This window comes from Pseudomonas sp. S06B 330 (genome assembly GCF_002845275.2).
In the GTDB taxonomy this organism is placed as follows: Bacteria; Pseudomonadota; Gammaproteobacteria; order Pseudomonadales; family Pseudomonadaceae; genus Aquipseudomonas.
This window is the reverse complement of sequence record NZ_CP088149.1, coordinates 1,958,513-1,980,563: the sequence shown is the minus strand read 5'-3', so window position 1 is coordinate 1,980,563 and position 22,051 is coordinate 1,958,513. Positions and strand designations below refer to the sequence as shown.

Genomic DNA, 22,051 nt, shown 5'->3' with positions numbered 1-22,051 from the left:
TTAGCTCCTCAGAAACCCAGGCTCAGGTGTTCAGTAATCGGGCCCAAAGCCAGGGCCGGCAAGAAGGTCAGGCCACCGATCAAGAGAATGGTGACGACCAGCAAGGTGGCGAACAACGGGCCATGGGTAGGGAAACTGTTCTCGCCCACGGGTGCGGCTTTCTTCATTGCCAGACTGCCGGCCAAGGCCAGTACCGGCAGGATGTAGCCAAAGCGACCGATCAACATGCCTAGCCCCAGCATCAAATTGTGGAAAGTGGTGTTGGCCCCGAAGCCTGCGAAGGCCGAACCGTTGTTGGCACTGGCTGAGGTGTAGGCGTAGAGCACCTGGCTGAAGCCATGGGCGCCGGGATTGGTCACTGCCGCCGCCGGGCCTGGCAGGCTCGCCGCCAGGGCACCGAGCACCAGCACGCCGACGGGCATCACCAACAGGGTCGCGACCAACAGTTGCACCTCACGGGCTTGGAGTTTCTTGCCGAGATATTCCGGCGTACGCCCGATCATCAAGCCGGCCAGGAACACCGCGATCAGGACGTTGAGCAACATGCCGTAGAGCCCAGCGCCGACGCCGCCGAAGATCACCTCGCCGACCATCATATTGACCATGGCGACCATGCCACTGATGGGGTTGAGGCTGTCGTGCATGTTGTTCACCGAGCCGTTGGAGGCGGCGGTGGTGGTCACGGTCCAGAGCACACTGGCAGTGGTGCCAAAGCGGTTCTCTTTGCCTTCAAGCGGTGCTGTCTGGGCAACCTGCGGGTTGTGCAAGCTTGGATTGGCCTGGTACTCGGACCACAGCGCCGTACCGCCGCCGATCAGGAACAATGCCAGCATGCAGGCGATGATCGCGCGGCTCTGGCGCAGGTCTTTGACGTAGTGACCGAAGGTGAACACCAGCGCTGCCGGGATCAGAATGATCGAGGCCATTTCAAACAGGTTGCTCCAGGCCGTCGGGTTCTCGAACGGATGCGCCGAGTTGACGCCAAAGAAGCCGCCACCGTTGGTACCCAGTTGCTTGATCGCGATCTGACTGGCTGCGGGTCCCAGCGGGATCGTCTGGTCAGCACCTTGCAGGGTCAGGGCCTGGACATAGTGGCCGAAGGTTTGCGGCACGCCCTGCCAAACCAGCAACAACGCCAGCAGCAGGCACAGGGGCAACAAGCCGTAGAGGGTGGCGCGAGTCATGTCGACCCAGAAGTTGCCCAGGGTCTGCGCCGAGCGCCGGGCAATGCCGCGACACAGGGCAACCAGCACGGCAAGGCCGGTGGCGGCACTGACAAAGTTCTGCACCGTCAGGCCGATCATCTGGCTGAGGTAGCTGACCGAGGCTTCACCGCTGTAGGCCTGCCAGTTGGTGTTAGTGACAAAACTCACCGCCGTGTTGAACGCCAACGACCATTCCTGGCCCGGCAGGTGCTGCGGATTGAGCGGTAGATAGCCTTGCAACAGCAGCACCGCAAAAACCAGAACGAAGCCCGCCAGGTTGAAGGCGAGCAAGGCCAGGGCGTACTGCTTCCAGTTGTGCTCGGTATCGGTGCGGACCCCGGCCAGGTGGTAGCAACCACGCTCCACCGGCCCCAGAAGTGGCGACAGCCAAGTGCGCTGACCCTCCATCACCTTGTAATAGAAGCGCCCAAGCCAGGGAGCCGGAACCAACACCAGCGCGAAGAACGCCAGCAGCAACGCGTAATCGTAACTGTGCATGGTCGCTCCTATCCCCGGTCAGCGCGCAGCAGCGCGATCATCAGGTAGATCATCAACGCCACTGCCAGCAGCAGTGACACGCCGTCCAGAATGCTCATCGAAACTCTCCGTCCTTACGGCACTTCGCCGCTGACGGTTATTGTCCAGAGAGCCCCTGTAAAGCTGCGAGACCGAGACCCTGGGCGCACCATAAAGAATGCGTAAAGAACGCCTTCAATGCCCTGTCAGGTCCTGCCATTGCGACGGCTGCACGTAGCTGGCGACCCAGTCGACGACGTCCTCAGCTGCCATCGGCCGGGCGATGCCATAGCCCTGGGCAACATCACAGCCCAACCCCATCAGCAACTGGCCGTGCTCTACGCTCTCCAGGCCCTCAGCAATTACCTGGCGTCCAAACGCGCGGGCCAGGCCGATCACCGCGCGGGTCAGGGCGAGGTCGTCATGGTCATGAAGAATGTCGCGCACGAACGACTTGTCGATCTTGATGGTGCGGGTGGGCAAGCGCTTGAGGTAGCTCAGTGATGAGTAACCGGTGCCGAAATCATCCAGCGAGAACTGCACACCCAGCTGCTGGCAGGCTTCCAGGCATTGGCTGACGCGCTGGATATTTTCGATCGCCACTGACTCGACGATTTCCAGGTCGAGCATCTGCGGCGCTACCGCCGGATGACGCGCCAACAAGCGCTTGAGGCGCTCGACAAAATCGCTGCGCTGAACGTGGCGGGCGGCGATATTGACGCTCACCGGCCAGGCGTGCCCGGCCTGCTGCCAGCGCTGCATCTGAGCCATGGCCTGAGCGATCACCCACTCGCCGATGTCGACAATCAGGTCGGTTTTTTCCACCAGTGGCAGGAAATCGGCCGGCGCCACCAAGCCCTTGAGTGGGTGCTGCCAACGCAACAAGGCTTCGAAACCAAGCACCTGGCCACTGCGCATGTTGACCTTGGGCTGGTAATGCAGGCACAGCTCGCCCTTGATCAGGGCCTGACGTACCCGTGCCACGGTCTGATGGGTCGCTTTGACCTCACGGTCCAGCGACACGTCGAACAGATGATAGCGGTTGCGGCCACTCTGCTTGGCCACGTACAGCGCCTGATCGGCATGGCGCACCAAGGTGTCGGCATCTTCGTTGTCGAGAGGGAACAGGGTCACACCGATGCTGGCACTGACACTGACCTCACGATCACGAATCGAATACGGCGCGGCGATCGCCTTGAGCACGCGTTGCAGCGCCGCCTGCAACTCCTTGGGTTGCTGCACATGGCGCAAGATCAACACAAATTCGTCGCCCGAGAGCCGCGCCACCGCGTCGCCGACGCGCAAAATACCCTTCAAGCGATTGGCCACCTCCACCAGCAGTAGGTCGCCGCTAGCATGGCCGTAGCCGTCGTTGACGGCCTTGAAACCATCGAGGTCGAGCATGCACACCGCCAGGGCGATGTCTTCGCGCCGGGAAAACTCCAATGCCTGATTGAGTAAATCGGAAAGGTAGGCACGATTGGGCAAGCCGGTCAGTACGTCATGCCCCACTCGCCATTGCAGGGTATGCAGCAGTTGACGTTTCTCAGTCACGTCGAAGCGGATCGACACATACTTGCGCACCCGACCACTGGCCGGATCGATCAGCGGCACCATGGTGCTGTCGACCCAATACAACGAACCGTCCTTGGCCCGGTTACAGATTTCGCCCTTCCACACTTTGCCGGCAACCAGGGCACGCCACATACCGTCAAAAAAAGCCGGATCGTGCAAGCCGGAATTGAGAATGCGGTGATTGGCCCCAAGCAATTCGTCACGCCGGTAGCCGGAGATGCTGCAGAACTGCTCGTTGACGTAAGTGATCCGGCCACTGAGGTCGGTTTCAGAAAAAATCGCGGCCGCATCAACGGCCGTGCGGTAATTATCGTCCATGAAATTCTCGTACCCAAGGGTCAGCGATTGAAGCGCTCAACCAGGGCACGCAGGCCCAAAGAAATGTGTTCCAGTTCCGCGCCGCGGGTGGCGGCGGCATTGGCATTTTCTGCGGTGTGCTGCACCGTGCCGGCCACGCGGGTGATCTGCGCACAGACCTCCTCGGCCACCGACGACTGCTCCTGGGACGCTGCAGCCATTTGCTGGCTCATAGCGCTGATCCGCTCCACCGCGCCACGAATCCCCTGCAAGGCCTGCTGCGCCTCAAGCACACGGGCGACGCCGTGCTCAGCTTCGTCGATGCCCAGGCTGGCAATACTCACCGCTTCATCGGCACCCGCACGCAGGGTTTCGATAATGCCCTGGATCTGGACGGTCGAGTGCCGGGTCTTGCCGGCCAGCGCCCGCACCTCATCAGCGACCACGGCAAAACCACGGCCCTGCTCGCCGGCACGGGCGGCTTCGATGGCGGCATTGAGGGCCAACAGGTTGGTTTGCTCGGCGATGCTGCGAATCACATCGGCGGCCAGGGAGATGTCTTGGGTCTGGCCGGCCAAGTGGGTCACGGCCTGGTTGATCTGGCTGACGGTACTGGCCAATAGCTGGATTGCCTCGCGCATGGTGCCTGCCACTTCACTGCCCTGCCCGGCCAGTTGATTGGCGGTGTGCGCCTCACCGGCAGTTTCCTGCACGTGGCGCGCGACCTCGGCAATCGAAGCGGCCATCTCGGTCATGGCAGTGGCGGTCATATCGGTTTCGGCGCGCTGCTCGAGCAAGGCCGATTCGGTGGTGCGCGATAAACGGCTGGAATCGCGGGCCGCCTCATTCATTTGCACCGCCAGATCGCTCAGACGGGTCAGGGCCGTTTTCAGCCGCGCCTCTTCACTGATCAGGATCAACTGCAACTGCGCTGCCGGGCCCAGCGCGTCGCTGAAGGTCAGCGCCACAAGCGGGTCGGCGAAGGTGTTGCCCGAGCACCGGACTATCTGCGCCAACTGCCGCCCCAGACGTTGATGCGCCCACCCCCCAAGCAGACCGAACAGCCCCAGCGTAATACCATGGCCTGGCCAGCCAGGCAGCAGGTTCTGCGCGCCGATCGCGGCCACACCCGCCAGCAGTGGCACGCCCATCACCTGCGCCAACAGCGTCAGACGTCGACCAACCGCCACAGGCGGCTTACCCTCACGCAAGCGCGCATAGAGTGCTTCGGCGCGGCGTACCTGTTCACGGGTCGGCTTGACCCGCACCGACTCATAACCGATCAGGCGACCGTTTTCCAGAATCGGGGTTACGTAGGCACTGACCCAATAGAAGTTGCCGTTTTTGCAGCGGTTCTTGACGATCCCCATCCAGCTCTGGCCGGCCTTGAGGTACTGCCACATCTGCTGGAATACCGCAGTAGGCATGTCGGGGTGACGTACCAGGTTGTGCGGGCTACCGATCAGTTCGGCCTGACTGAAGCCACTCATGGCGGCAAATTCAGCGTTGCAATAGGTGATATTACTGGCAGTGTCGGTTGCAGAAATAAGCCGTTGATCCTCACCAAACGTCTGTTCGACTGAGGTGACCGGCATGTTGAGACGCACGATGAAACTCCCTTTACTGCGGTCTGTCGCGTGGCGCAAACCATTCATCCGGAACTGAGAAAGCCCGTCAATAGGGCTTTTGCACAGGTGACCGGGCAATGAAATTGGGTTGAAACTTGCTGAAGCTTGACTTGTCCAGCCCATTCACGGGATGAATTACATCACATTTTGCAACTAAATGTGATGGAATGTGGCGTTGTGCTATTCCCCTGGTTACCGTTAAGTTCTTGATTCTAAATGGGAATCAAGCAATGAATCATTCAAGTTTGGGTTCGGCCATCAAGCGCTACCGCAAGGTCGCCGGGCTTACTCAGGCTGAACTTGGCGAACGGTCCGGGTTTGACCCCAAGACCATCAGCCGCTTCGAAACCGGCACCTATACCCCTAGCGTGGACACCCTGCTGCTCTTTGCCGAAATTCTGGGCATCCAATTGAAAGCCTTTTTCACTGCGCAAGACGACGAAGACGAACAGCGTGCTTACCTGTTCGGCGTTATCCATAACGCCCCGCCCCACGCCTTGGGCGATCTGATCGCCGCCGTTGATCGGGCCCTGTCCAAGCGCTAGCCCTCCTTTACCCGCCGGCAGGCCTTGCCTGCCTGGCGTCATCCTCGTACTGCACCACAACTGGTAAGACCGGTAAAACCAATTCTTCACCTTTCAGCCGAAAAGCGCTTGCAAAGCTTAAAAATACGCGCCTACACTGGCCCGGCACTGGACATACCGGTAAGACCACAATAATTAAGTCCTCCGCTCTTTCGCCGCCTGCGGCATCGAAGCAAGGACACCGATCAGAGATCCCTCCCATGCTCAAATGGTGCTCGCGTTCGATCTTCCTCCAAGTAGTGCTCGGCCTGGTGCTTGGCGTCGCCTGTGGCCTCAGCTTCCCCGAAGTCTCTCTGCAGCTCAAACCCCTCGGCGACGGTTTTATCAAACTGATCAAGATGCTCATCGGGCTGATTGTGTTCTGTGTTGTGGTCAGCGGCATTTCCGGTGCGGGTGACCTGAAGAAGGTCGGACGGATCGGCCTTAAATCGGTGATCTACTTCGAAATCCTGACCACCATCGCGCTGGTCATCGGTCTGGTGTTTGCCTTTACCTCCGGGATCGGCAGCGGCGCCAACATTCACCTTGATCAACTGTCCACTGCCGAAGCTGGCAACCTGGCCGAACGTGGCCAGCACATCCACGGCACCGCCGCGTTCCTCATGGACCTGATCCCGACCTCAGTGGTCGGCGCCTTCGCTGACAACAACATCCTCCAGGTGCTGCTGTTCTCGGTGCTGTTCGGCAGTGCGCTGAACCTTGTTGGTGAAGCGGCTTCCGGCATTTCACGGCTGATCAATGAACTGAGCCATGTGATCTTCCGCATCATGGGCATGATCGTGCGCTTGGCGCCGCTGGGTGTGTTCGGTGCCATCGCCTTCACCACCAGCAAATATGGCCTGGAATCGCTGCAGCACCTGGGCGGCCTGGTTGCGCTGTTCTATCTGACCTGCATGGGTTTCGTACTGTTGATCCTGGGCACCGTGATGCGCCTGTCGGGTCTGCGCATCTTGCCGTTCATCAAATACCTGCGCGAAGAGCTGACCATTGTCCTGGGTACTGCGTCTTCCGATGCTGTCCTGCCGCAGATCATGCGCAAACTCGAGCACCTGGGTATCGGTAATTCCACCGTCGGCCTGGTGATCCCTACCGGCTACTCCTTTAACCTCGACGGTTTTTCGATTTACCTGACCCTGGCCATTGTCTTCATCGCCAATGCCACCGGCACCCCACTGGCAATGACCGACCTGCTGACAATCCTTCTGGTGTCGCTGATCACCTCCAAAGGCGCCCATGGCATTCCGGGGTCGGCCCTGGTGATCCTGGCCGCCACCCTGACCGCGATTCCGGCAATTCCGGTGGTTGGCCTGGTACTGGTACTGGCGGTGGACTGGTTCATGGGCATCGGCCGGGCATTGACTAACCTGATCGGCAACTGCGTGGCCACCGTCGCCATCGGCCGCTGGGAAGGTGATATCGACATGGAGCGGGCCAACAATGTGCTGGCCGGCAAACAGGGCTTCGGCTTTGCCCAGCGCAAAATGCCCAACGCCCATCAACAAGAGTTCTGAGAAAAGCGGCCGGCACTCACCCTGCCGGCCACAGGAGCAAACCATGCAAGTGTTCTCATGGAGTGAACAGTGATTACTTCATCGACCGTAGTGAACTCAGTGGTGGAAAAACTCCGCCAGGCCCTGGCCCGCGGCCAGTGGCGTTCCGGCGACATGCTCCCCGGCCAGCGCGAGCTGGCCGAGCAATTGGGCATCAGCCGCCCCAGCCTGCGTGAAGCGGTAACCGTCCTGGAAACCCTTGGCCTGGTGCGCTCAATGCCGGGCAAAGGTGTGCTGGTGCTCGATGCCGACCTGGCTGAAAGCCCCCAGACACAAACCGGGGTGGCGGAGGCCAGCCTGGAAGACGTCCTGCAACTGCGTTACACCCTGGAGCCGTTTATCGTCGGCCTGGTGGCCCAGTCGATCAGCAGCAAGGAAATCGGCCAACTGCGCCTGACCCTGATGGACATGCGCGAAGCCCTTGAGGCCGAGGACAGCGAAGCCGGGGTCAACGCCTACATCGCCTTCCACGAAGAGCTGTTCACCCTCACCGCCAATCCGATTTTCCAGAGTGTGGTCCAGCAAACCAGCAACGCCCTCAAACAAAGCGCGGCGGTGTTGCGCAACTCCCCCGAGCACCTGGCGGCGCGGCTGGAAGAAAACGAAGCGGTGGTTCGCGCCATCCGCAACAAGAACAGCGCCCAAGCCAGTGCGCAGATGCGCCACCACATCCTTCAGGAAGGCCGGCGCATGGGTATCGAACTGAACATCCCGGAAGAGCATCCGGCCAACTGACCCCAGGAGAGCATTGATGAACGCCAGCGCCCAAGCCCCTGTGACCCCCTTGCCCTTGTTACTGGCCCATGGCGAAGTACGCCTGTCGGCCGAGCAGATCTACCCGCGCCTGTTCGATGCCATTCTCGAACAGCGTCTGGCGCCGGGCAGCGCCCTGCCTGAGCAGGCGCTGGGCGAGGCGTTTGGCGTCAGCCGCACGGTGATTCGTCGGGTCCTTGGCCGCCTGTGCGACCAGCAAGTGATCGTTCAGCGCCCGAGTCACACCGCGCGCCTGGCCGCCCCCGACCCACAACAGGCGCGGCAGATCCTCAGCGCCCGGCGACTGGCCGAAACCACCCTGATTACCTTGGCGGCGCACCGTTCGCGCCCGGCGAAGATTCGTCAGTTGCGCGAACTGGTCGCCCGCGAACGCCAGCACCACGAGCAGGGTCAACGCTGTACGGCCATTCGTCTGGGCGGCGAATTTCACCTGAAACTGGCGGAAATCGCCAACAACGCCCCGCTGACGCGTTTTCTCAATGGCCTGGTGCCGCAAACCTCATTGATCATTGCCCAGTATGAGGCCCGTCCGTGCAGCCATTGCGCCTGGCAAGAACACGCAGCGATCATCGATGCGCTGGAGCAAGGTGACGGCGCGCGCGCGCTGGCGCTAATGCACGAGCACCTGGACCATATCGAGGCCAAGCTGAATCTGGAGGGCTGAGGCAGGCGCGGCGTTGCCCCGCGATTGAGGCCTGTGAAGCCAGCACAACCGGTGGCGCCGGGATGGCGACCGCTGCGCGCTCGATCACGGGCAAGGCCCGCTCCCACAAGGTTCGCGCAAGGCCGCTGGAGCGGCGCCGTGACGACTCGAATTAGTGTCACTGTCTCCGCGCCCTCTCCCACCTATACTTAACCCACCGAGGTCTTAAACCCACCCAGCATCCCGCCACAAGGGGGTAGCGCTTGTGAGCCGCCGTTCCCCTCTGATTCTCCTGCTCGTGCTGCTTGTACTGGGTGGTTGCGCCTCACGTCAGAAGCCCGCCGAACCGCCCCCGGTGCCACTGAACCCTGCCACCTGGGAGCAGATTGATCGGGAGATCATCGACGCCTCGCTGGCCTGTACCAGCTCAGTCAATGACTACGCCCGGCGTTCCATGCGCGTATGGAAAGACCGCGTGCAGCAGTACACCGAAAGCGACTTTATCCCCTGGTTCACCGGTTATTGGACCCAGCAATGGCTGACCATGAAGGTGGCTTGGTACAAGATGAACAGCGGCGAAGGCAAGGAGCCGCCGCAGAAGCGTCTGGCGCTTTACCTGCAGGAGCAGTATCACCGCCAGGTACTCGATCAGGTCGCCAAGGAGATTGACCCGGAAAGCATTCGCGACCGCGCCATGGAGCTGTATATCCAGTTGCTCGGCCAGCAACTGCAACAGATTACCCAGCGCTACCGGGCGCCGCCGGAACAATTCAACCTACGCCTGACCCGTATCAAGGCGATCAATCTAGGGCCGCCGGCGGCACGCGATGCCTCGCTCTACCAATTGCTCTACAGCAAGCCATTGGCCGAGCAGCCGGCCTATGCCGCGTTGATTGGGCGCATGCACAGCTCAGTGCGTGCGGGCACTCAACGTTCCGACATCGGCCTGTCATCAGTGGCGCAGGACGCCAGTGAGAAGCTCGGTGCGACGCTGGCGCCACGGGGCATTGCCAGTGCGGTGGCCACCGCCGTGGGCCGTGTCGCCGGCACCCTGATTTCAGTGGTCGCCACCGGCTACGGTGTCGTGACCCACAATCAGCAACAACCGGCGATGATCGAGCAGTTGCGGGTAATCCTCAATGTGGCACTCAACGAGGAATGGCGTGAGCTGATGGAGAACCGCAAGACCGGCGCCATGGCCGGGGTGTATTACCTGTCCGGCGAAATCGAGGAAGGCCTGATCGGGTCACGACAGGTGCAGGAGCAACCGCAAAGCGGCTCCCTGCGTATCGTCCTGCCGACGCAGTAAAAACCGTTTCAGGCTGCAACACGGCTGTCGTCTACAGCCTGAGCCGATGTCGGCAAACCGAAAATCCGATCGAACAACCCGTTGTAGATGAAGGTGTAGCAAGGAATCAGAATGATGAAAGCCAGGTCCACCAGGAAGGCTTCGACCAGGCTCATGTCCAGCCACCAGGCAATCAGCGGAATCAGGAAGACCACCAGGGTCAGTTGAAAACCAATGGCATGGGCCACCCGCCGGGCAATGCTGCGCCCACGCTTGGTCTGGCGGCTTTCCCAGTACTCGAACAGGGTGTTGTAGATGAAGTTCCAGGCCATGGCGATGGTGGTGATCATCACCGCCAACGGCCCGGTATTGCTCGGCGCCGTGTCCGACAAATAGGCCAGGCCCAGGGTCGACATGCACAGGCCGATCAGTTCATAAGCGGTCACGTAGACCAGTTTGCGTTTGACACCTTGCACCGTACTACCTCGAATTCATTCGCCAAATCGCCGCCCGTTCGGGCCGCTGAGGCAGGCAAGAATGCGTCAATTTTCTTGACAGAAAAAGTCAGCTGCTATCAGATTTACTGACAGGAGATTGCCCATTTGAATTTTTCCAGCGACAACATCGAACTGTTTCTCGCCGTGCTCGACTGCGGTTCATTCTCGGCCGCCGCCCGCGCCTTGGGCCGGGTACCTTCGGCAGTGAGCATGGCGGTCGGCAACCTTGAGGCGGAGCTTGGCTACGCGCTGTTCGAGCGTACGCACCGGGAAACCCGGCCCACCGCCCTGGCCCAGGCGCTGGCGCCCCATGCGCGAATGATCGCTGCACAATTGGCGCAATTGCAGGTGCATGCACTGGAATTGTCGCAAGGGCTGGAAAGCACTCTGGCCATCAGCGTGGTGCCGGACATCGACCACCGCCCGCTGCTGGCGGCAATCAAGACCATCAGCGAGCGCTATCCGCTGCTGGAGGTCGAAGTGCTCAGCGCCCCCCAGGAAGAAGCCCTGCAATTGCTGCACAGCGGCCGCGTCAGCCTGTGCCTGGCGTTCGCCGGGTTGGCGGTCGACCCGCAACAACGCTTCCAGAACATCGGCATGGAATCGCTGGTAGCGACGATTTCCCCGCAACACCCTGCCCTGCAGCGCCAACCCAGGCAGATTGCTTACCTTGAAGACCTGGCCAATGTCCGCCAGATCCTGGTGGCCAGTCGCGACCTGCCGATCACCGATACCCGTGCCTTGATTGGCAAGGCGCATTGGCGCACCGACAGCCTGAGCATGGCCGTGGACATGGTTGAGGCCGGCTTGGGCTGGGGTGATTTCCCCTTATCGCGAGTGGCGCCGCTGTTGGCCGCCGGTCGCCTGCTGCGCCTCGACTTCAAGAACACCCACAATGAGCTACAACTGCCGGTACATGCCTTCTGGCGCCACAGCCAGCCGCTGCACAAGGCGGCGCAGGAGTTGGTGGGGTTGCTTTAGGAACCTGACAGCCCCTGCGGCATTTTGCCTATCAATATTTCGCGGCCGCGGCCGATAGCCGTCTGGATAGGTACGAGCATTGGCCAAAAGCACCGCTCGGCACTCCTCCTTACTGGCACAAAGGTCTCGGAACATGAACCTGAAATTTCGCCACAAGATCCTGCTGTGCGCCTGCGGCGTCGTGGTTCTGGCATTTGCTTTGTTCACCCTCTACAACGATTACCTGCAACGCAACACCATCCGCCAGAACATCGAATCGTCGGTCAAGCAAGCCGGTGCGCAAACGGCCAGCAGCGTGCAGAACTGGATGAGCGGTCGCATCCTGGTACTGGAGAACCTCGCGCAGAACGTCGCCCACCAAGGCGCCAATGCCGACTTCCCTGGCCTGGTCGATCAGCCTTCGTTCACCAACAACTTCCAGTTCACTTACGTCGGTCAGGCCAACGGGGTGTTCACTCAGCGTCCGGACGCGAAAATGCCGGACGGCTACGACCCTCGTCAGCGCCCGTGGTACAGCGCCGCTGTCGCCGCCAACCAGACCATGCTGACGCCGCCGTATATGGCCGCCGTCGGTGGCCTGGTGGTGACCATTGCCATGCCGGTCAAGAGCAAGGCCAACGGTGAACTGCTCGGCGTCGTCGGTGGCGACCTCAGCCTGGGCACCCTGGTCGACATCATCAATGCCGTGGACTTCGGCGGCATCGGCCATGCCTTCCTGGTTGATCGCAATGGCCAGGTGATCGTCAGCCCGAACAAAGATCAGGTGATGAAGAACCTCAAAGACATCTACCCAGGCAGCAGCCTGCAGGTGGCCCCGGGGACTCATGACGTGACCTTGGCGGGTCAGGAGCGGATCATCTCGTTCGCGCCGGTCAGCGGCTTGCCCTCGGCTGACTGGTACATCGGTCTGTCTATCGACAAAGACAAGGCCTACGCCGGCCTTAGCCAGTTCCGCACCTCGGCGATCATCGCCATGCTCATCGCCGTCGCCGCCATTGCCGGCCTGCTCGGCTTGCTGATTCCGGTGCTGATGCGTCCGCTGACCACCATGGGCCGCGCCATGCAGGACATCGCCCAGGGCGAAGGCGACCTGACCCGCCGTCTGGTCGTGGAAAACAAGGATGAGTTTGGTGAATTGGCCGGTGCCTTCAACCAGTTCGTTGAGCGTATTCATGCCTCGATTGCTGAGGTGTCTTCGGCCACCCGTCAGGTACATGACCTGTCTGAGCGGGTGATGAGCGCGTCCAACGCCTCGATCATCGGTTCCGAAGAACAAAGCATGCGTACCAACAGCGTGGCTGCTGCGATCAACGAGTTGGGGGCAGCCACCCAGGAAATCGCCCGCAATGCCGCCGATGCCTCGCAGCACGCCAGCGGCGCCAGCGAACAGGCCCATGACGGCCGTCAGGTGGTAGAAGAAACCATCTCGGCGATGACCTCGCTGTCGCAGAAAATCAGCGAATCCTGCGAACAGATCGAAACCCTCAACGCCAGCACCGATGACATCGGGCAGATCCTCGACGTGATCAAGGGCATCTCCCAGCAGACCAACCTGCTGGCGCTGAACGCCGCCATTGAAGCCGCCCGTGCCGGTGAAGCCGGTCGTGGTTTTGCGGTGGTTGCCGACGAAGTGCGCAACCTGGCGCACCGTACCCAGGAGTCGGCTGAAGAGATCCACAAAATGATCACCACCCTGCAGGTCGGCTCACGCGAGGCGGTGCACAACATGAACGCCAGCCAGGTGTCGAGCGAAGAAAGCGTGATGGTTGCCAATCAGGCTGGTGAGCGCCTGAGCAGCGTTACCCAGCGCATCGGCGAGATCGACGGCATGAACCAGTCGGTAGCAGCGGCAACCGAAGAGCAGACCGCCGTAGTCGAGAGCCTCAACCTGGACATCACTCAGATCAACGTCCTCAACCAGCAAGGCGTGGCCAACCTCAATGACACCCTGCGTCATTGCGATGCCTTGGCCCAACAGGCCGGTCGCCTCAAGCAACTGGTCGACAGCTTCAAGATCTGACCGTAAGCCTTGGCGAGGGCAGACAGTGCCCTCGCCAAGCGCCGACGTTACGCCACCACCGCGCGCTTGATCCTGCCCATACGCAGCCAGCCGATCAGCACCGCCAGCATGACCACAAAGCCCAGGTAGCCGAAGAACGGATAGACTTGGCCGACCAGACTGATAAAACCGATCAAGCTACAGACAAACGCCGCCACCCCCGCTGCCACCGAGCCCAGGCGAAAGTTGCGGGTACCTGCCGGCAACAACCGCGCTACGAACGAATAGAGCATGCCCACCGCCGTATTGACGATCATGCCGAAGATAATCACGCACATGATCACGCCCAACACGGGCGACACTTCACTGGCAATCGACAGCATCGGCATCGGCAAGTCGGCCACCGTATCCAGACGTGAGAGCAGGCCGGCACTCATGATCAACATCAAGCCACCCAGCCCCGCCCCGCCGAGAATGCCGCCCCAGATCGCAGTTTTCTCCCCGCGCGCCGCCCCTCCGAGAATCGCCAGCATCGGCGCCCCGGCAACAACGTTGTACGAGACATACAGAAAGGCCCCCAGCAACCAGTGACGGGCGCCGGCCTCCTGCTGACTGGCGACTTGGTCAAGGGCGGCGAAACTCAAGTCGCGGGTGAACACTGCGTACAACGCAATGGCAATCGCCGCCAGGATCAGGAACGGCGTGACCGCACCGATCAGCACAATCACCTTGTTGACATCCAGGCACACCACCGCCACTACCAGCAGAGTCACCAGCACGCTACCGGTCAGCGCCGGAATCCCGAACTGCTGCTCGAGCAACGCACCGCCACCGGCCAGCATCACCACCGTCACGCCGAACATGAAGAAGGTGATCAACAGGTCAACAAACAAGCCCAGATAGCGCCCACAAATGGCGTAGACCACATCCTTGTGCGACGTGGCGTGCAGGCGGCTGCCCAGCCCCGCCAGGGCCATACCGAGAAAGGTGAACAGCGCGGCACTGACCAGCGTGCCGAGCAACCCCCAGAGGCCAAAGTTGACGAAGAACAGCATCAACTCCCGCCCCGAGGCGAAACCTGCGCCGACGATAACGCCGATAAAGGCGCCTGCAATTTTCAGCTGTTCTTTCATCTCAAACCCTCTGGCTTCTATGGCCCGTTGCAGGACCTTGTTGTTGTTACCCAGTACCGCGTAGGGGGACCTTAGCCGTGATCGATCCAGGCCTGTACTTCGATCTCCACATCCACGCCCAGCGCAAGCCCGGCGGTCACTGTCGAGCGCACCGGATAACCGTTGGCGAAGAAGGTTTTGTAGACCTCATTGAAGCCGGCGAAATGCGCCATGTCCGACAGCCACACCGTGGCTTTGACCACCTGGTCGAAGCCGACACCGCATTCGGCCAGGGTCTCGCCGATACGCTCGAGGGTTGCCTGGGTCTGGGTCTGAATGTCACCGCGTACCACGTCGCCGTCGCGGCTCATCGGGACCTGCCCGGAGAGGAACAAAAAGCCGCCGACCTTGACGGCTTTGGAGAACGGAAACGGCAGGTGGCTGGGAATACGTTGAATAGTCGAGCTCATGACAATGTCCTTTGCAGGGTTAACGAAAACGCGCCGGTGACAAGCGTTGCGGCTCGACACCCTCGCGGAGTAAGGAGGCAGGCAGTGCTTGATCCAGCAACAACGCACAGGCGAGCTGCGAGACCCCCGCCGCCGACTGGATGCCATAGCCACCTTGCGCCGCCAACCAGAAAAACGCCGGATTGTGCGGATCCCGGCCGATCACCAGATCGCCATCGGCGACGAAAGAACGCAGCCCGGCCCAGGTGTGGCTGGGGCGGCGTATCGTCAGGGTGGTCAATGCTTCGATGTTGTAGATCCCGATCGCTACGTCGAGCTCTTCTGGCACGACATCCTGAGGCGCAACCGGATCGGCATTGGCCGGTGAGCCAAGCAACTGCCCGGCATCGGGTTTGAAATAGAAACTCTCGTCTACCCCGATTACTGCCGGCCATTGCGCGAACGCCTGGTCTTGTGGCCCCTCGAAGGTGAAGGCACTGCGTCGGCACGGCTGCAGGCCGACGGGCTGCACGCTACAGAGCGTCGCAACCTGATCAGCCCAGGCGCCGGCGGCGTTGACCAACTGCCGCGCCTGGACGACGCTGCCATCAGCCAGGTGAAGCTGCCAAAGGCCGTCGGCAAAACTCGCCTCAAGCACTTCGGCATTGCAGCGCAGGGTGCCGCCAGCCTGGCGAAAACCCCGTAAGAAGCCTTGGTGCAAGGCATGCACATCGAGGTCCATGGCACCTGGCTCGTGGATCGCGCCGGCCAACACCTCCTCTCGCAGACTCGGTACCAACGCTAACGCCGCCTGGGAATCGAGCAGGCGCACTTCGGTGCCGTTGGCCAGGTTCTGCGCGTAACTGCTGGCCAGCAACGCCTGTTGTTCACGGGTGGCAACATACAGGCAGCCACGCGGCTCCAGTAACCGATGCTCACAGAACCCCACTGGAGGCGACTCATAGAAGGCCCGGCTGGCCCGGGTCAAAGCCTGTATCTGCGGGGTGCCGTAGGCCTCCATGAACATCGCCGCCGAACGCCCGGTGGCGTGGTAGCCGGGCTGGGCTTCGCGCTCCAGCAGCAACACGCTTTGCTGGTCGGCCAGCCGGTAACCGAGGGATGCACCGGCGATACCGGCACCAATAATCACGCTGTCGAACGTCTGCGTCATAACCTTGCCAATGGTTGATGGAGAATTGTGAATTATCACTTATGAGAATTCTAATATATGAGAATTTAGAAATACGCAAGCGGCCACGGTAAGATGCGTACCCGTGATGCCTGACCGAGATCGTTGATGAGTGACCGCTCCCCTGTTGTCGCCCCCCCTGACGCGCTGCCCCTGATCGATCGCATCGAAGTCGGCGCGCGCCTGCGCACCGTACGCAAGCGTCAGCAACTGACCCTAAAGCAGTTGTCAGAACGCTCCGGGGTACCGGTCTCGACCTTGTCGAAAATGGAACTGGCACAGGTATCGGTGAGCTACGAGAAACTGGCGGCGGCAGCGCGCGCGCTGAATGTCGATATCGCTCAGTTGTTTCGTTCTTCCGGGGTTGGCGATGCGCCGGCGCCCACCACGGTCGTGGTCAATTCGCTGCCCTCCGCGCCAGGCTACAGCACAGGGACCTATGACTATCACCCGATTGCCGGGGAGTTTCCCGAGCGCCTGATGACGCCGATGTATGCGCGGATCATTGCGCGCGAGCGTCAGCAGTTCGATGACTTCATTCGTCATCCGGGGCAGGAATTTGCCTTGGTGCTCAGTGGCCGGGTGCGGATTGAATTCGAGACCGGTGAGACGGTGAGTATTGGCTCGCAGGAGACGGCTTATTTCAACAGCAATGTCGGCCACATCTACCTGTCAGAAAGTGAAGATGGCGGCGCTGCCCACGTGATGGTGGTGATGACTGATCGGTGACACCCTTCGGGTTCATCAGTGTGGTGGGATGGCGGCTGCTGCGCAGCCGATCGCAGCCTGGCGGCAGCGGCTACGAACCACGGTTATAACCTAATAACGAACTAGTCTATTTGGCTATAAAAAACACCTTTATGCTGACGGCCATCCGATCACGGGCACGTTGGACGTTTAGGTAATTTATGGATGTAGGTTCTTTCGGCTTCACCATTGCAGGCCTGGTCGTAGGTTTCATCGTCGGCATGACCGGCGTGGGCGGCGGTTCATTGATGACCCCCATCCTGCTGTGGTTCGGCATCAGCCCGGCGACCGCGGTGGGCACTGACCTGCTGTACGCTGCCATTACCAAAGCCAGTGGTGTCTGGGTTCACGGCAAGAACAAAAACATCGACTGGAAAATCACCGGCTGGCTGACTCTGGGCAGCGTCCCTGCCGCTGCCCTGACCCTGTGGTTTCTCAGCTCGCTGGATGCCGACACCCAAGCCGCCAACGCCGTGATCAAGCAAGGCCTGGCCGTGGTGTTGATACTCACTGCCCTCGCCATCCTGTTCAAAAGCAAACTACAAGCCTTCGCCAGCAAACACGCGGGCGACCGCTATCACTTGAGCGGTAGTGCACTCAATGTGCTGACCGTGATCACCGGCATCGTGCTAGGGGTCATGGTCTCGCTGACGTCCATCGGTGCCGGCGCCCTGGGCACGGTGGCGCTGTTTCTGCTCTATCCCTATCTGGTTACCCGCCGCCTGGTCGGTACCGAGATCGCTCACGCCGTGCCGCTGACCCTCGTTGCTGGTCTTGGTCATGCGAGCATGGGCAACATGGACTGGTCGCTGCTGGGTTACCTGCTGCTGGGCTCACTGCCGGGGATCTACCTGGGTAGCCACCTGACCGGACGCATTTCCGACAGTGTCCTGCGCCCATGTCTGGCGGCCATGCTGCTGATGATCGGTTACAAGCTGGCGTTCTGAAACCATCAAAAATACGCATCCTGAGCCCTGGCGTTTCTGATGCGCAGGTGACGCGCCGTTTCCATCTGCGCGGCCGACTGCAACGAGCAGGCCTGCTCGCTATAGCGATAACCGCCTGCCATAGGCTGAGCAACCACTACCCCGCCTTTGGCCAGCAAAGCCAGCCGTGTACCAGGCGGCTGATCGGATAAGGCACAATCCTCGGGGCCAAGATGAAAGGATGCATACACCAGGGACTCGTGTAGTACGGTGCGAAGCTTGGCATTCACCACATCTGAAAAACCCAGAAGAATCACCGCTGTGTACAGCACACCGATGACGCAAGACGCCCGAAGCCAGTGGCGTCTGTGCCAGTCGGAACCTGGGATGTAAAGATTCCAGCATATTGCAGTGATCCGATTGCGCCGTACCTGTTGCTTGAACCCAGGTGCGGTCATCCCATAGACCAGTGCGCCGATGAACATCACCAGCGGCATCAGAAGGCTGGTGGCCAAATACCAGATGTAAACCAGATAGATGAATGTCAGCGTTTTCTGAGCCCCGGGGAATTGCCCTGGCTCGAGCCGGGTCTGGGCGAGGATGAAAGCATCTGTCTCTGCACTGGCCACCAGACCCGCCGCTACCGTCAGCAGCGCAGCCAGCACCGTTAACCAACCTTTGTGCCGTGCATAACGCTCTACCAATCGAAGCAGGCGAACGACAAGTACGATGGAGCCAAGGCTCAAGAGCGCAAACAGCCACCTCGCCAAGGTTTTATCGGGCGAATTGCCTGCCCAATACAGCATCAGCATGAGCTGCAAGATCACCGCACAGGTCAGAATAATTGCCGCCAGATACTCGTCGAGCCGCCAATCCCTCACGCTGAAATTCAGCTTCCAGCGAAAGTGCCGGTTCTGGGTCCTGACAAACAATGAACGATGGGTAAAACGATCCACACAATAGACGCCCGCTGCGAACAACACATAGAGCGCGACATATCCCCACATCAGCCTTGGTTCTCCTTTCCTGGATGCGTACAACGGCACGGCATTCGAGCGCAATATCCTAGCCGAAAGCCGCAAGGCTGAACGGGCATCAGGGAAAATCAGAGAAATCCTTCACGACGCTGAGCGTCTTAACTGGGAAAGTTCATTCTTGCCCCGCGACCGCATCACACCTCAGCCCGACGGGCCAGGATAAACGGCTGCAGCTCAGTCATGGGTAACGGACGGCTGTACCAATAGCCCTGACCGACCGTACAGCCCTGCGCGAGCAGATAGTCGAGCTGGGCACGCGTCTCGATGCCTTCGGCGATCACTTGAATACCCAAGCTGTCAGCCAACATCAGATAGCCTTTGACGATGGCCTGGTCAATCGCGCTGTTGGGCACTTCACGAATGAACACCTGGTCAATCTTGAGTGTGTCGAATGGCAACGCACGCAAGGTGCTGGGTGATGAATAGCCGGTACCAAAATCGTCGATCGACACCCGAATGCCCAGGCTTTGCAACTGCGCGATGTTCAGGCGTGCCTGCTCGATATCCTTGAGCGCGGCGGTTTCCGTCACTTCGATCTCCAGACGATTGGCCGCCAACCCACTGTCTCGAACAATAGCCGTGAGCTTATCGACAAAGTCTCCCTGCATAAACGAAAAGCCACTCATGTTTACCGCCACAGGCACATCCAGCAGACCGGCCTCAATCAACGCACGGTTGTCTGCGCAGGCGCGTGTCACCACCCAGGTGTTGAGCGCCGACATCAAGCCGTTCTGCTCGGCCAAGGGGATAAACACCTCCGGTGAGACCTGCCCATACGGCCCATCGTGCCAGCGCAACAAGGCTTCCAGGCCGGTGATTCGCTGCGGCGCGTTCAGTTCGAACTGAGGCTGGTAATACAGCTGCAACTGCTCCCTGCTGATGGCCAGACGCAAACGCTCAAGACGTTGCTGTTCACGCTGCTGGGCGATGCGCATCACCGGATTGAAGCAGGCGATGCGATTACCACCGGCTTTCTTTGCCTGGTACATCGCGAAGTCAGCATCGATGATCAGTTGGTCCGGTGCGGGCGAATCACATTCGGTGCAGTTGGCGCAGGTGCTGACGCCAAGGCTGGCGCGCACGTTCAGGCTTATACCGTCAATCGACAGCGGCGCTTGCAGGCACTCGAACAGCCGTGTGGCCAGGTCGATGCCCGTCTGCTCGGCAGCAATTTGCCGAGCCACCACGACAAACTCGTCGCCACCAACTCTGGCCAGCAGATCCTCGCTGCACAGTTGCTGGCGAAAGCGCTCGGCAATCGCTACCAACACCTGGTCACCCATGTAATGACCGTGGTTATCGTTGATGACCTTCAAGCCGTCCAGGTCGATGAACACCAGCGCCAATTGCTGTGCCTGCGCAGCGGCCAGGGCAACGTGCTCCTGCAGGCGAGCATGCAAGGTCCGGCGATTCATGCAGTTGGTCAAGGTGTCATGACTGGCCAGGTGATTAAGGCGCTGGCGCAATTGCAACTGTTCGCTGATGTCATAGCACACGCCAATCAGCAATTGCCGCCCCCCCAGCAGCAATTCACCGACGCTGACGTGCAGGTCGAACAACGAAGCGTCCTTGCGCTTACCCTGCAACTCGCGAACCATGCCATTGAGCTTGCGCCCGACGCCAGCACGGTAGGACGCCAGGCACTGGTCATGACGGGCCGCGTAGGCTTCGGGCATTAGGCGCGAAATGTTCGCCCCAGCCAACTCGGCAAAACCATACCCGAACAGCTTTTGCGCCGCTGCATTAATGGCCTGGACCTGCCCCCACTCATCAGTAATGACAATGGCATCAGCGGCGGCCTCGAAAATCGCGTAAGGAATACTCGTCAGCTCGGGCTCGGCGTTGGCCGCGAGCTTGTCAAAATCCTCTCGGGTCATGGTTGCGACCTAACGGTTGAACCTATCCACCAGCGCGTACATCTCGTGCGCGGTATGCTCCAAGTCGCGACCCAGCGTGGCAGAGCTGGCCGCAATGTCGACGTTCTGTTCCGAGACTTGGGCAATGGTGGTGATTTGCCGGCTGATATCCTCGGCGACATGCGCCTGTTGCTCGGAGGCGGCGGCCATTTGCTCGGTCATTTGATGGATCCGCTCCACCGCCACGCCAATTCCCTCGAGGGCGTCTTGCGTAGCGATCACCTGCTCGACGCCGATGTGGGCCTCGTCACTGCCTTGACGGGCAACCTCCACCGCCTGGTTGGCCGCACCATGCAGCGTTTGAATAATGCTCTGGATGGTTTCGGTCGACTCCTGGGTCTTGAACGCCAGTGCCCGCACTTCATCGGCGACCACGGCAAAACCACGACCCTGCTCCCCGGCCCTGGCCGCTTCGATGGCAGCATTGAGCGCCAGCAGGTTAGTCTGGTCGGCTATCTGCCGAATCATGTTCGAAGCGATCTGAATCGACTGGGTTTCATCGGCAAAGTTTTCTACCGATTGGCTGATCTGGTTCACGGTGTCCTGCAACTTTTCAATCACCAAGCGGGTTTTGCCCACTTCCTCTGACCCTACCTGAGTCAGCTGGTTGACACCCTCGGCTTCGCGGGCGGTATCGTGAATATGGGTCGACACCTCGGAAATCGACGAGGCCATCTGGGTCATGGCCGTGGCGGCCATATCCGTCTCGTCACGCTGACGTTGCAGTGAAAGTTCGGACTCCTGCGCCAGTTTGCCGCTCTGGGTAGCCATGATTTCGGTTTGGTTGGCGTAATCGCCAGAGCGGCTTAACGCCGTGCGGACTTTGGCCTGCTCGCTGATCAGCGCCATCATCAACTGCGCCACGGCGCCCTGCTCGTCGGTATAGGTGCGGGCGATCAACTCGCTGTCGAAACTCTCTGGTGCCGCACGCTTGGCCTCCACAAACTTATGCTGCAGACGCCATTGAGCGGCTATCTGCATGCCGACAAACCCGCAGGCCACCACGGCAATCGCCGGCCAAGCATCAAGGAACATCACCGCTGCCAGGCCCGGCACGCCCAGGGCAAGCGGCGCTAAACCATGCTCGAGCGCGACCTTGGACAGACGCTTGAGGCCCCAACTGCGCTTACCCGCACGC

19 protein-coding genes and 3 pseudogenes are annotated in these 22,051 nt (G+C 60.5%); 10 read left to right on the top strand and 12 right to left on the bottom strand.

From position 1 onward, the window contains the following. Positions 1-8: 8 nt before the first annotated feature. The 5 genes and pseudogenes from kdpA to CX511_RS25620 form a co-directional block, all read right to left on the bottom strand. The gene (kdpA, locus tag CX511_RS09170; RefSeq protein WP_045189836.1) at positions 9-1,703 is read right to left on the bottom strand and encodes a potassium-transporting ATPase subunit KdpA; all 1,695 of its coding nucleotides are present in this window, start codon (positions 1,701-1,703) and stop codon (positions 9-11) included. Positions 1,704-1,711: 8 nt separating this feature from the next. Then, positions 1,712-1,801, bottom strand: a complete 90-nt coding sequence (gene kdpF / locus CX511_RS09165; RefSeq protein ID WP_045189835.1) for a K(+)-transporting ATPase subunit F — start codon at positions 1,799-1,801, stop codon at positions 1,712-1,714. 115 nt (positions 1,802-1,916) lie between these two features. Continuing rightward, a complete protein-coding gene (locus CX511_RS09160) occupies positions 1,917-3,614 on the bottom strand; it encodes a putative bifunctional diguanylate cyclase/phosphodiesterase (protein WP_045189833.1) in 1,698 nt (565 codons plus the stop codon). A 20-nt stretch (positions 3,615-3,634) separates the two neighbouring features. Next, positions 3,635-4,744 carry a methyl-accepting chemotaxis protein gene (locus tag CX511_RS09155; RefSeq protein WP_373432783.1) on the bottom strand — a complete coding sequence of 370 codons (1,110 nt, stop codon included), beginning with the start codon at positions 4,742-4,744 and terminating at the stop codon, positions 3,635-3,637. A gap of 174 nt (positions 4,745-4,918) precedes the next feature. Further along, positions 4,919-5,083 (bottom strand): annotated as a pseudogene (locus tag CX511_RS25620) (PAS domain-containing protein); the annotation flags it as partial. A gap of 368 nt (positions 5,084-5,451) precedes the next feature. On the opposite strand from CX511_RS25620, the gene CX511_RS09150 reads away from it, so the two are divergent. The 5 genes from CX511_RS09150 (at position 5,452) to CX511_RS09130 (ending at position 10,081) form a co-directional block, all read left to right on the top strand. After that, positions 5,452-5,766, top strand: coding sequence for a helix-turn-helix domain-containing protein (locus CX511_RS09150; protein WP_045189832.1), 315 nt, complete (start codon positions 5,452-5,454; stop codon positions 5,764-5,766). Positions 5,767-6,005: 239 nt separating this feature from the next. Continuing rightward, a complete protein-coding gene (locus CX511_RS09145) occupies positions 6,006-7,316 on the top strand; it encodes a C4-dicarboxylate transporter DctA (protein ID WP_045189830.1) in 1,311 nt (436 codons plus the stop codon). A gap of 69 nt (positions 7,317-7,385) precedes the next feature. Then, positions 7,386-8,090 (top strand): FadR/GntR family transcriptional regulator, encoded by a 705-nt coding sequence (locus tag CX511_RS09140; protein WP_045189829.1) that lies wholly within the window; start codon positions 7,386-7,388, stop codon positions 8,088-8,090. Positions 8,091-8,106: 16 nt separating this feature from the next. Beyond that, entirely contained in the window at positions 8,107-8,793 is a 687-nt protein-coding gene (locus CX511_RS09135; protein WP_045189827.1) for a GntR family transcriptional regulator, read from the top strand. A 244-nt stretch (positions 8,794-9,037) separates the two neighbouring features. Continuing rightward, entirely contained in the window at positions 9,038-10,081 is a 1,044-nt protein-coding gene (locus CX511_RS09130; protein WP_045189826.1) for a hypothetical protein, read from the top strand. Between the two features lie 8 nt (positions 10,082-10,089). On the opposite strand, the gene CX511_RS09125 is transcribed toward CX511_RS09130, so the two are convergent. Then, positions 10,090-10,536, bottom strand: a complete 447-nt coding sequence (locus tag CX511_RS09125) for a PACE efflux transporter (RefSeq protein ID WP_045189824.1) — start codon at positions 10,534-10,536, stop codon at positions 10,090-10,092. Between the two features lie 126 nt (positions 10,537-10,662). On the opposite strand from CX511_RS09125, the gene CX511_RS09120 reads away from it, so the two are divergent. The 3 genes and pseudogenes from CX511_RS09120 (at position 10,663) to CX511_RS25610 (ending at position 13,558) form a co-directional block, all read left to right on the top strand. Further along, positions 10,663-11,538 carry a LysR family transcriptional regulator gene (locus CX511_RS09120; RefSeq protein WP_101293260.1) on the top strand — a complete coding sequence of 292 codons (876 nt, stop codon included), beginning with the start codon at positions 10,663-10,665 and terminating at the stop codon, positions 11,536-11,538. A 133-nt stretch (positions 11,539-11,671) separates the two neighbouring features. Continuing rightward, positions 11,672-12,703, top strand: a pseudogene (locus tag CX511_RS25615) (HAMP domain-containing protein); the annotation flags it as partial. Between the two features lie 69 nt (positions 12,704-12,772). Next, positions 12,773-13,558 carry a methyl-accepting chemotaxis protein gene (locus tag CX511_RS25610; protein ID WP_373432782.1) on the top strand — a complete coding sequence of 262 codons (786 nt, stop codon included), beginning with the start codon at positions 12,773-12,775 and terminating at the stop codon, positions 13,556-13,558. Positions 13,559-13,605: 47 nt separating this feature from the next. On the opposite strand, the gene CX511_RS09110 is transcribed toward CX511_RS25610, so the two are convergent. The 3 genes from CX511_RS09110 to CX511_RS09100 form a co-directional block, all read right to left on the bottom strand. Continuing rightward, positions 13,606-14,670, bottom strand: a complete 1,065-nt coding sequence (locus CX511_RS09110; RefSeq protein ID WP_101293262.1) for a YkvI family membrane protein — start codon at positions 14,668-14,670, stop codon at positions 13,606-13,608. Between the two features lie 71 nt (positions 14,671-14,741). Then, complete coding sequence (locus CX511_RS09105; protein ID WP_101293263.1) at positions 14,742-15,119, bottom strand: RidA family protein; 378 nt, start codon at positions 15,117-15,119, stop codon at positions 14,742-14,744. Between the two features lie 19 nt (positions 15,120-15,138). Further along, positions 15,139-16,269: an NAD(P)/FAD-dependent oxidoreductase gene (locus CX511_RS09100; RefSeq protein ID WP_101293264.1), complete on the bottom strand. Its 1,131-nt coding sequence runs from the start codon at positions 16,267-16,269 to the stop codon at positions 15,139-15,141. A 126-nt stretch (positions 16,270-16,395) separates the two neighbouring features. Here CX511_RS09100 and CX511_RS09095 point away from each other — a divergent pair, with 126 nt between their 5' ends. Further along, on the top strand, positions 16,396-17,016 hold the full coding sequence (locus CX511_RS09095) for a helix-turn-helix domain-containing protein (RefSeq protein ID WP_045189814.1): 621 nt from the start codon (positions 16,396-16,398) through the stop codon (positions 17,014-17,016). 179 nt (positions 17,017-17,195) lie between these two features. Beyond that, positions 17,196-17,981, top strand: a complete 786-nt coding sequence (locus CX511_RS09090) for a sulfite exporter TauE/SafE family protein (protein ID WP_045189812.1) — start codon at positions 17,196-17,198, stop codon at positions 17,979-17,981. Between the two features lie 5 nt (positions 17,982-17,986). On the opposite strand, the gene CX511_RS09085 is transcribed toward CX511_RS09090, so the two are convergent. The 3 genes and pseudogenes from CX511_RS09085 to CX511_RS25605 all read right to left on the bottom strand — a co-directional run. Beyond that, a complete protein-coding gene (locus tag CX511_RS09085) occupies positions 17,987-18,967 on the bottom strand; it encodes a hypothetical protein (protein WP_045189810.1) in 981 nt (326 codons plus the stop codon). 164 nt (positions 18,968-19,131) lie between these two features. Beyond that, the gene (locus CX511_RS09080) at positions 19,132-20,874 is read right to left on the bottom strand and encodes a putative bifunctional diguanylate cyclase/phosphodiesterase (protein WP_045189808.1); all 1,743 of its coding nucleotides are present in this window, start codon (positions 20,872-20,874) and stop codon (positions 19,132-19,134) included. 9 nt (positions 20,875-20,883) lie between these two features. After that, positions 20,884-21,378: pseudogene (locus CX511_RS25605) on the bottom strand (methyl-accepting chemotaxis protein); the annotation flags it as partial. Between the last annotated feature and the right edge of the window lie 673 nt (positions 21,379-22,051).